The organism is Microvirga sp. P4_A5 (assembly GCF_056402495.1).
The window spans coordinates 1-10231 of record NZ_JBFUHH010000128.1; the positions used below are offsets into that span (position 1 = coordinate 1).

Annotated in this window: 9 protein-coding genes; 3 read left to right on the plus strand and 6 right to left on the minus strand. The window is 64.1% G+C overall.

The annotated features are described in order from the left end of the window. The first annotated feature begins 431 nt into the window (after window positions 1–431). Window positions 432–608, plus strand: coding sequence for a hypothetical protein (locus tag AC1DVM_RS21020; RefSeq protein WP_477257713.1), 177 nt, complete (start codon window positions 432–434; stop codon window positions 606–608). Window positions 609–650: 42 nt separating this feature from the next. Here AC1DVM_RS21020 and AC1DVM_RS21025 read toward each other — a convergent pair whose 3' ends face one another. The 3 genes from AC1DVM_RS21025 to AC1DVM_RS21035 all read right to left on the minus strand — a co-directional run bounded on the left by AC1DVM_RS21025 (window position 651) and on the right by AC1DVM_RS21035 (window position 4487). Next, entirely contained in the window at window positions 651–875 is a 225-nt protein-coding gene (locus AC1DVM_RS21025; RefSeq protein ID WP_477257715.1) for a DUF6894 family protein, read from the minus strand. Window positions 876–1026: 151 nt separating this feature from the next. Further along, the gene (locus AC1DVM_RS21030; RefSeq protein ID WP_477257717.1) at window positions 1027–2328 is read right to left on the minus strand and encodes an alpha/beta hydrolase; all 1302 of its coding nucleotides are present in this window, start codon (window positions 2326–2328) and stop codon (window positions 1027–1029) included. A gap of 116 nt (window positions 2329–2444) precedes the next feature. Continuing rightward, complete coding sequence (locus AC1DVM_RS21035) at window positions 2445–4487, minus strand: sensor histidine kinase (protein WP_477257719.1); 2043 nt, start codon at window positions 4485–4487, stop codon at window positions 2445–2447. Window positions 4488–4600: 113 nt separating this feature from the next. On the opposite strand from AC1DVM_RS21035, the gene AC1DVM_RS21040 reads away from it, so the two are divergent. After that, on the plus strand, window positions 4601–6409 hold the full coding sequence (locus tag AC1DVM_RS21040) for an ATP-binding cassette domain-containing protein (protein ID WP_477257721.1): 1809 nt from the start codon (window positions 4601–4603) through the stop codon (window positions 6407–6409). Window positions 6410–6439: 30 nt separating this feature from the next. Here the strand turns inward: AC1DVM_RS21040 and AC1DVM_RS21045 are convergent, their stop codons facing one another. Further along, window positions 6440–7195 (minus strand): tellurite resistance TerB family protein, encoded by a 756-nt coding sequence (locus AC1DVM_RS21045; protein ID WP_477257723.1) that lies wholly within the window; start codon window positions 7193–7195, stop codon window positions 6440–6442. Between the two features lie 85 nt (window positions 7196–7280). Continuing rightward, complete coding sequence (locus AC1DVM_RS21050; protein ID WP_477257725.1) at window positions 7281–8300, minus strand: fumarylacetoacetate hydrolase family protein; 1020 nt, start codon at window positions 8298–8300, stop codon at window positions 7281–7283. A gap of 79 nt (window positions 8301–8379) precedes the next feature. Between AC1DVM_RS21050 and AC1DVM_RS21055 the strand changes: the two genes are divergently transcribed. Next, entirely contained in the window at window positions 8380–9468 is a 1089-nt protein-coding gene (locus AC1DVM_RS21055) for a TRAP transporter substrate-binding protein (RefSeq protein WP_477257729.1), read from the plus strand. Between the two features lie 126 nt (window positions 9469–9594). On the opposite strand, the gene AC1DVM_RS21060 is transcribed toward AC1DVM_RS21055, so the two are convergent. Continuing rightward, window positions 9595–10231: homogentisate 1,2-dioxygenase domain-containing protein (locus tag AC1DVM_RS21060; RefSeq protein ID WP_477257727.1), on the minus strand; the 637-nt coding region annotated here is incomplete at its 5' end.

Here is a 10231-nt window from a genome sequence, read left to right on the forward strand (position 1 = left end):
ACAGTGGATAGTGTTGCGGGAGGCGATTTTAGCGGTCGAGGCGCTCCAAAGCGGTGGCCACGTAACGTTTTTCGGCCCGTTGCCCCTTGTTTTCGCCTGTGGCCGGGATGTGCCGTGGAACACCCTCCGCAGGCCTCTGGCGTTCTTTCCTGCCGCTGAGGAACTTCGAAATAGCGCACCGACAGCATGGTCTTCGGGTGGATCATCGCTGGGTCAGGTCGCGGCGCGGACGGGAAGCCGGCCGCGTTTTGACTTGACCGTGCGCGCGGCTTGATGGTCATGTGCACTGCAATCGTTTCGGAGAGAGGGCGACCAATCCAGCTCCGGCCGAGCGGGGTTCGAACAGGCAGCCTGTTGATGGCAGGCCGGTTTTTTCTCCGGACCGCCATACCGTCCGACGGCCCTGCGCCGCGGGCCTTCTAGGACCGATCATGAAACACTTTGCCCTCGCGCTGATCGCCGCTGCCCTGTTGGGAGGCTGCGTTTCTTCCGGCAGTACGAGCCGGGAGCCGAACTACGTTCAATCGCAGATCTATCAATCGCCGATGCCGGCCGGCAACACGCTCGGCAGCGGCAGCATGGCGCCTGCCGTCGGCGGGCCGCGCTGATCGATCGAAACGGACGGGCTGCCATCGCGCAGCCCGGTTCCTTCACGGGTTTTTGCCGACGAAGGGCAGGATTGCCACAACGCTGCCTTCGGAATCGTAGACGTTGACCAGCCAATCGGACCAATCGGTCAGGTCCGGCACGCCGCTCATGAGGGAGCCGGCGATATCGGCCGCCGCATGGGCGATTTCCTGCGGGCGAACCCTCTTGCCGCGCCGGTCCAAGACCAGATCCACCCCGTTCGTACAGTGAAAATAATGAAGCGGCATGTTCCGTCTCCGGCACGGCGTCAGTGTTTTCGCCTGACGGACCAAGTGCAAACTGCGTGACAGCGTTCCGTCCCCGCGGTGGCCGGGTGCGAATACCCCCGCAATCCCCTCAATTCACAGCCTGTGCAAAATCTGCCGGTGGATAAGCGCCTCAGGGTCCCGATCTTGCCGCTTCCGCCGGTGCGCGGGTGACGAGATTGCCGGTCGCCGTCGCGCTTTCGCCGATCTGGCCGCCGAAATCCTCGATCTGCGAGCCGAAATTGTTGCGGGTTCGCGGATCGACCACGGCCACCGGCGCCGTGATGATGAGCCCGGCGGCATTGCCAACCGTCGCGGCGGCCCCGGTCGTCGCTTGAACGATCCGCTCGCCCAGACCCACGCGGGAATCCGTGATGGTGTCCTGGCTCGCGAGACGCTGGCCGATGAGCTGCACCACCTGCGGGCTCTCGGCGAACTTGGCATGGTTGAGGCTGTCACCGGTGCTGAGCTTCGTGAGGTCCAGAACGGTAATCTTCTCCTGCGCGAGCTGGGTGCGATAGGGCTCCTGCTCGGGGTCGATCGCTCCCAGGCGGGCCGTGCTGCCCCAGACCCGGCGGGAGACGGCGAGGGCGCGATCGTCCTGGGAGACGAAGAGCGTGAAATTCGGCCGGTTCTTGCCGAACTGGGAGAATTGGGACCGGAACACATCCACATCCACGTCCGGCGCCGCCAGCATGACGTTCCGGATCTTGGGCGCGATCGTTCCGTTGCGGATCGCCATCTGGCGCAGCGCCTCGATCGTCACCCAATTGCCCATCGAATGCGCCAGGATCGAAATTTCGCCGACGGCCGGGTCCTTCGCCAGGTAGGCGAGGAGGCTTTCAAGGGAATCCCGGGAGTAATTCGTGCTTTCGCGGTCATACCCATAGGCGAACAGCGAGCCCCGGGATGGCCAGGTGAAAAGAATGGGAACGATGGGCGTGCCGGAATCGTGCACAATCTGGGCGAACCGGAAGACTGCATCCTCGAACCGGTTGTTGAATCCATGAATGAAGACCAGGACCCGGCGGCCCGGCTTGGTCTTTACCGCCCTGTTGAACCATTTGAGCGCACCGGCCTGATCCAGCGGGTCGGCCTTCAGGGTCACGAAATCGGTTTCCGGATTGCCGGGAACGGCGCGGGGCCACTGCACCTCGCCGACCTGACGGGCGCCTGCCGGCGGAATCGACACGGTGATGTTGGCAAAGCTGGGCTTGGCTTCCCCGCGTTCCCCGCTGAACATCTCGCCGGCGGGCGCCTTGTGGCGCGTCGTCGCCACCAGCATGTCGACACTCGTCGTCCCCGCTGTTCCGGCGGCGACCGGAAGCAGGACGCCTTTGGGCGTTCCGGCGCAGGCGGCGAGGACAGTGGCGAGCGCCAGGCTCGCGGAGACGATCCGAATGCGGCGGGTGGCGGACGCTACGACGTTTGACATGGAAAAGCGCTCAGGCTCGCGAGGTCGATTGCCTCGTCTTGCGCGAAACTGGACTACGGAGCGCTCTTCCGCAACGGAAAGTTGGTTCCGCCCATGCGCTCTCGCCCGAAGGAGTGTCAGAGCGGGACGGCGATGTCGTAGGAAACGCCGGTTGGAGCGAAGCGCACCGTGACGGAGCCTGCCAGTTCGCCTTCGATGCTCCTGCGGATCAGTCGGGTCCCGAAGCCTTGCCGCGTGGCCGGCTCCACCGGAGGACCGCCGGCTTCCCGCCAGAACACATGCAGGCACGGTTCCGTCATCTCGCCCTGGGAACTGACAGACCAGCGCAGGTCGATATGGCCCATCGTGGTGGAAAGTGCCCCGTACTTGACCGCGTTCGTCACCAGTTCGTGCAGGACGAGCCCGAAATTGATCGCATGTCGGGACGGCAGGTTCACGGGCGGACCGTCGATGGTGACGCGGTCGTCCTTGTCCCGGCGATAGGGCGCCAGTTCCTGCTCGGCGATGTCCTGCAAGTCGGCATCGCGCCACGAATTGCGGGTCAGGAGATCGTGCGTCTTGGAGAGCGCCAGCAGTCGGCCCTCGAAGGCCAGTCGAAACGTCTGCGGTTCGGGGCTCGAACGTTGGGTCTGCGCCGCGATGGATTGAACCGTCGCGAGGGTGTTCTTCACCCGGTGGTTCAACTCGTCGAGGAGCAGCCGTTGCTGGTTTTCCGCCTGTTTGCGGGCGGTGATGTCCTGAAAGATCCCGACGAAATAGACCGGTCGCTTCAGGTTGTCGAAAAAGACGCGGCCCTTCGAATTGACCCAACGGGCGTCGCCGTTCGGCCGTACGACGCGGAACTCGTCCTCGTAATCGCCTTCTCCGAGGGCGGAGAGGCGCAGATTGGCCAGGACCCTTCCGGAATCGTCGGGGTGAACGAGGCTGAGCCATGCCGGCAGGGTCGTCGAGGTCTGCTCCGCCGACAATCCGAGCAGCAGGGCCGCCTGGCTCGACCAGCCTCCGGTCCCTTTCAGGTGATCGTACCACCAGGTCCCCATCTCCCCGGCTTCGAGGGCGAGACGGGCATGCTCCTCGCTCGCCTGCAGGGCCCGTTGACGCTCGGCGAGATCATCCATCAGGTCGTTGAAGGCGCGGGCCAGCACCCCGAGCTCTCCCGGTGCGCCGCGAAGATCCATGCGGGCGTTGTAGTCGCCCCGTCGCCACGCCCGCACGGCCAGGGTCATCGTCTCCAGCGGATTGGTGATGAAGGCCCGGCTCGCGAGCCAAGACGCCGAAAGCGCAAGGACGAGCGCCGCCCCGATGATCATGAAACCGCGATTGGCAGCGCGGTTGATGGTGAGAAAGGCAGCTTTGGAAGAAAAACCGGCACTGACGAAGATGCCGGCAGGGGACACCCTCGCCGGGATGTAGCCGAGAATTCGCTGAACGCCGTCCTGGCTCAAGGTCTCGAACGAGCCGATGCTGTCGCCATGAACATATTTCATGAACGGTGCGGGGATGCGGGTTCCCACGAACCGCTCGGGGAGGGGCTCCCGCGCAATGATCACACCGTTGCGATCGGCGATCGTAATCGATCCGTCGGTCGGCAGAACCCGCTCCTGCAGCTTCTGGTCGAGCCACTTCAGGTCGAGCGCCGCGACGACCAGGCCGGTCATCTTGCCGTCGTCGTCCCAAATCGGCAGGGACAGGGGCAGGACCGGTTGCACGTCGAGGCCACCCTCGCTGAATTGCGGCGTGAATTCTCCGATTGCGAAACCCTGGCTCGCCATGGAGGACTTGAAATAGTGGCGATCCGAAAAGCGGGCTTCTTCCGCCGGGAACTCCCCGGGCGAGCATTTCACCGCTCCGTTGACGTCCAGCGCCACGATAGAAATGAGGTAGGGCACTTTGCGCTGCAGGGACCGCAAATAAGTATTGCAGTTGGGGGAGCTGAAGGTGCGGATGGACATGGTTTCGTCGACGGCGAGAAGCAGGCTTTGAACCCCGTCGAAAATCCGCTCCAGTTCGGAGGCCGCGAGGCGGGCCTGGCGGATCGCCAGATCGGTGACTTCCGCCTCGCGGGCGCGACGAAGCGACACCTCCGTGTACGTCCAGATCATGATCGCCGGCAAAACCGAGATCAGCGCCAGGAGGAGCAGGCGTCTCGTAAGCGTCATGCGGGGGTCCAGCCGATGGACCAGAAAAGGACCACAAAGAACGGCACGCGTCCACCCTACGGCCGCGACCAATAACCTTGCATCCGCCGGCCGGAGGTGCGACGGAAGCGCAAATGGCTGCACCTCCACTTCTGACACTCCAGGACGTCGCTCTCACGTTCGGCGGAACGCCCCTCATCCAAAGCGCCGAACTGACGATCGCGCCGGGCGAACGCGCTTGCCTCGTGGGCCGCAACGGCTCCGGCAAGACGACGCTGCTGAAAATCGCCGCGGGACTCGTCGAGCCGGATCGCGGGACGCGCTTTGTGCAGCCGGGCGCGACAATCCGCTACCTCGCGCAGGAGCCTGACCTCAGCGCGTTCGAAAACACGCTCGCCTATGTTGAGGCGGGGCTCGGACCGGGCGACGATCCTTATCGTGCCCGCTATCTGCTGGAACAGCTCGGGCTGACCGGTGAAGAGAAGACTTTGGCCCTGTCCGGCGGGGAGGGGCGTCGCGCGGCACTCGCGCAGGCGCTGGCGCCGCAGCCCGACATCCTGCTTCTCGACGAACCGACCAACCATCTCGACCTACCGGCCATCGAATGGCTCGAAGGAGAATTGAGAAGCCTCCGCTCGGCGATGATCCTCATCAGCCACGACCGGCGCTTCCTCGAAAGCCTGTCGGAGGCGACCATCTGGCTCGATCGCGGCCTGACGCGACGCATGGATCGCGGCTTCGCGCATTTCGAAGCCTGGCGCGACGAGGTGCTGGAGCAGGAGGAACTCGATCGGCACAAGCTCGATCGCAAGCTCGTGGCCGAGGCCGATTGGCTCCGCTATGGCGTCACCGCGCGCCGCAAGCGCAATGTCAGGCGGCTCGGCAATCTCCACGCCATGCGGCAGGAGCGTCGCGAGCACCGGTGTGCGGTGGGAACCGTCACCATGACGCTTGCCGAGAGCGAGCAATCGGGAACGCTGGTCGTCGAGGCCGAGAAGGTCTCGAAGGCCTACGGCGAGCGTGTGCTCGTGTCGAATCTGTCGCTCCGCATCCTGCGGGGTGACCGGCTCGGCATCGTCGGCCCCAATGGCGCCGGCAAGACCACCCTCATCAATCTTCTCACGGGAGTGTCCCCGCCGGATACGGGGCGGATTCGCCTCGGCTCCAACCTGCAGAAGATCACCCTCGATCAGCGCCGCATGAGTCTCGACCCGACCGCGACCGTCGCCGAGACCCTGACGGGCGGGCGCGGCGACACGGTGCTGATCGGCGGACAGGCCAAGCACGTGATCGGCTACATGAAGGATTTTCTGTTCTCGCCCGAACAGGCGCGCACGCCTGTCGGCGTTCTCTCCGGCGGTGAGCGCAATCGACTGATGCTGGCGCGCGCCCTTGCGCGACCCTCGAACCTGCTTGTCCTCGACGAGCCCACCAACGACCTCGATCTCGAAACGCTCGACCTGCTGCAGGAGATGATCACGGATTATTCCGGCACGGTCATCCTCGTCAGCCACGATCGCGATTTTCTCGATCGGACCGCGAGTTCCGTCCTCGTGTCGGAAGGGGAAGGCGTCTGGCTCGAATATGCGGGCGGTTACACCGACATGGTCAACCAGCGCGGGCAGGGCGTGCAGGCGCGTCTCGTCGCCAAGGAAGAAAAGCCGAAGACGTCGAAGTCGCCGGCGGCATCGATCTCGCCGTCCAAGCGCAAGATGAACTTCAACGAGCAGCATGATCTCAAGACCCTGCCCGAGCGCATGGTCGCCATCGAGGAGAAGATCGCGAGGCTGCAGGAGATCATGGCGGACCCGCAGCTTTATGCCCGCGACCCCGAGCGTTTTCAGAAGGCCTCGGCGGCGCTGGCGGCGCAGCAGGCCGAACTTGCCGCCGCCGAGGATCGCTGGCTCGAACTCGAACTTCTCAAGGAAGAGTTGGGCGGGTAGAGGGCCTGCGCGGCCCTCTGCCGCGATGCGTCAGGCGACCGCGCCGCGCACGCCGTCGATCTGGGTGTCGAGATGCGCGACCAGGTCCGGCGGAAGGTCGAGCAACGCGACCAGACGGTCGAGATACGCTTTCTCTTCCGGTGTATCGGCCTCGCCGATGGTGAGCCGCGAGGCCACGTAGAGCTCCGAGGCCTGCTCGCGCGTCTTCGGCAGGCGCGCGATCGCCGCCGCATCGGCGGGTTTCGCAAGCGCGTCCATCAGAAACCCCTTCTCGGCATTGCCGAGACCGAGCTGTTGGATCTGTTCCTGGATGCGGGTGGTCTCGGCACTGTCGAGATGACCGTCGGATTTGGCGGCCGAGATCATCGCCTGGACCAGCGCCAGCCCCATCTCGTTGCCTTCCTTGTCCTTCTCCTCGTCCAGGTGAAACCCACTGCCGGCGGGCGGCTGGGCCGGAATTCGATCGAGGGAGCCCGCCGCCGGAGCCTGCTTGCGCTTCCAGTCTTCATAGGCCTTGAAGGCGACAGCGGAGAGAACCGCGAGGCCGCCTGCCTTCAACAGCGAACCGCCTGCCGACCGTCCGCCGCGGGAGCCGAGGATCATGGAGAGAAGCCCACCGCCCGCGAGCCCGCCCATGCCGCCGGGAATTTTGGCGACGATGTCGCTGAGGCTCCCGGGCATGCCGTCAAGGCCGCCCTGCGACGACCGGTTGCCGCCGGAGCGATCCTGCCCGCGCGGTTGACCCTGACCCTGCATGAGGCCTTCCAGGATACTGCCGAGATTCATGATTCACGCTCCCTGTGCTGTGAGGTGTTGCCCTAGAAAGCACGGGGAGGTGAAAGTGTTCCGGCGTGCCGGAGGGTGAGGAGTGTTACGTCTTCTTCTCGTAACGCTCGACCGTCTGCTCGATGGCGCCGAAAACTGAATGGCCCGCCTTGTCCTTCATCTCGATGCGGATCGTGTCACCGAATTTGAGGAAGGGCGTCCTGGCGGCGCCGGCGCCGATCGTCTCCACCGTCCGCTGCTCGGCGATGCACGAATAACCGAGGCCGCCTTGGCCGATGGGCTTTCCCGGCCCGCCATCCGAATCCCTGTTCGAGACGGTGCCGGACCCGATGATGGTGCCGGGCCCGAGGCTGCGGGTTCTGGCCGCGTGCGCGATGAGTGTCGGGAAATCGAACGTCATGTCGACGCCCGCGTTGGGCTTGCCGAACAGCGCCCCGTTGAGCGTCGAGAGCAGCGGAAGATGCAGTTTGCCGCCGTTCCACGCGTCACCGAGTTCATCCGGCGTCACCGCGATGGGCGAGAGCGCCGAGGCCGGCTTCGACTGAAAGAAACCGAAGCCTTTGCCCAGTTCCGTGGGAATGAGGTCGCGAAGCGACACGTCGTTGACCAGCACCACGAGCCTGATCGCCGCCGCGGCCTCCTCGCGGGTGGCGGCCATGGGAACGTCGCCGGTGATGACGGCGACTTCGGCCTCGAAATCGATCCCGTGCGCCTCGTCCAGGGCGGGGATCGGGTCCCGTGGATTGAGGAAGGCGTCGGACCCGCCCTGATAGATCAGCGGGTCGGTCCAGAAGGTCTCCGGCATGTCGGCGCCGCGCGCCTGGCGCACGAGCTGGACATGATTCACATAGGCCGAACCATCGGCCCATTGGTAGGCCCGGGGCAGGGGAGAGGCGCAATCGTGTTCATGAAAGCGGATCGACGGAACCGAACCGAGTTCCAGCTGCACCGACAGATCGGCGAGGAGCGGGGCGACCTTTTCCCATTGATCGAGGGCTTGCTGGAGAGTCGGAACGATGAAAAAAGCATCCGTCGCGCGCGTGAGGTCTTTCGAAACGACCACCAGTCGGCCATCCCGGCCTTGCTTTAGGGAAGAAAGCTTCATAGCCACCAGCCTGTTTGTTATGCTCAGGTGAGCTTGCAACAAAATAATCTGCGGGGAAACGCCTATGACGTCCACGACCATGAAAAGAAGAAGCTTCCTGACCGGGGCAGGCCTTGCCGCCGCAGCGGGAACCGTCGCGTCGCCGGCGATTGCGCAATCCGCGCCCGAAATTCGCTGGCGCCTGACGTCGAGCTTCCCCAAGGCCCTCGACACCATCTACGGGACCGCGCAGACCTTCGCCAAATACATGGCCGAGGCGACCGACAATAAATTCCAGATCCAGACTTTCGCAGCGGGCGAGATCGTGGGCGGCGGGCAGGCTCTCGACGCGGTGCAGAACGGCACCGTCGAACTGGCCCATACGCCGAGCTACATGTATATCGGCAAGGACCCGACACTTGCCTTCGGCACCGGCGTCCCCTTCGGCCTGAATGCGCGGCAGCAGCATTCCTGGTGGCATTTCGCCGATGGCGCGAAGATCACCAACGAAGTGCTGGCGCGATACAACGCCATCGCGCTCGCATGCGGCCAATCCGGCACGCAGATGGGTGGTTTTTTCCGCAAGGAACTCACGACCGTCGAAGATCTCAAGGGATTGAAGTTCCGCATCGGCGGCTTGGGCGGCGATGTGCTGGCGAAGCTCGGCGTCGTGCCGCAGCAGATACCGGCTGGCGACGTGTTTCCCGCGCTCGAGCGCGGCACCATCGACGCGGCGGAATTCGTCGGTCCTTACGACGACGAGAAACTCGGCCTCGTGAAGGTCGCCAAGTATTACTACGCGCCCGGCTGGTGGGAAGGCGGCGCGATGCTTCACCTGATGGTCAATCTGCAGAAGTACAACGAGCTTCCGAAGAGCTATCAGGCGATCATGGCGAATGCCTGCGAGGCGGCCAACAACTGGATGCTGGCGAAATACGACTACGTGAATCCGGGCGGCCTGCGCCGGCTTCTCGCGCAGGGTGTCGAGCTGCGCTCCTTCCCGCAGCCGATCATGGAAGCGGCGTTGAAAGCCGCCAACGAACTCTACGGCGAGATCTCGGCCAAGAACGCCGATTTCAAACGCGCTTACGAATCGATGGTGGCCTATCGTGGCGAGGTCCTGCCGTGGTGGCAGCTCAACGAATACGCCTACGACACCTTCATGATCCGCACGCGCGGACGGTCGTAGAATTCGCTGCCTCTCCGCCGTCATGGCCGGGCTTGTCCCGGCCATTGACGCCTTTTAAGGTCGGTGGCGGTAGAAGGCGTGGGTGCCCGGATCAAGTCCGGGCATGACGGCCGGGTTGGCAATCATTCATGTCGGCTCACGCCTGTCCGGATTGAACATCTTCTTCAAATCGCGCCAGCAATCGATGTAGTCCTTCTGCAGCGTCGGCAATTCGGCGGCGTATTTCGTGACGCGTTGGGGAAAGCGCGTTTCGAACATGAATGCCAGCGTACCGGTGAGTTTCACCGGTTTGAGTTCCACGTTGCTGGCGTGATCGAATGCGGTCGCATCCGGGCCGTGCGGCAGCATCTGGTTGTGGAGCGAAAAACCGCCGGGCACGAAGCCCTCGGGCTTGGCGTCGTAGACGCCATAGACCAGCCCCATGAATTCCGACATGAGGTTGCGATGATACCATGGCGGACGGAATGTGTTTTCGGCGACCGACCAGCGCTCGGGAAAGATCACGAAATCCACATTGGCAGTGCCGGGCGTCTCGGACGGCGCGGTCATCACGGTGTAGATCGACGGATCGGGATGGTCGAACATGATCGCGCCGACCGGCGAGAAATGGCGCAGGTCGTATTTGTAGGGCGCATAATTGCCATGCCACGCCACCACGTCGAGCGGCGATTGGCCGATCTCGGTCCGGTAGAGTTCGCCGCCCCATTTCACGTGAAGCGTCGAGGGTTCCTGCTTGTCCTCGTAGGCCGCGACGGGAGTGAGA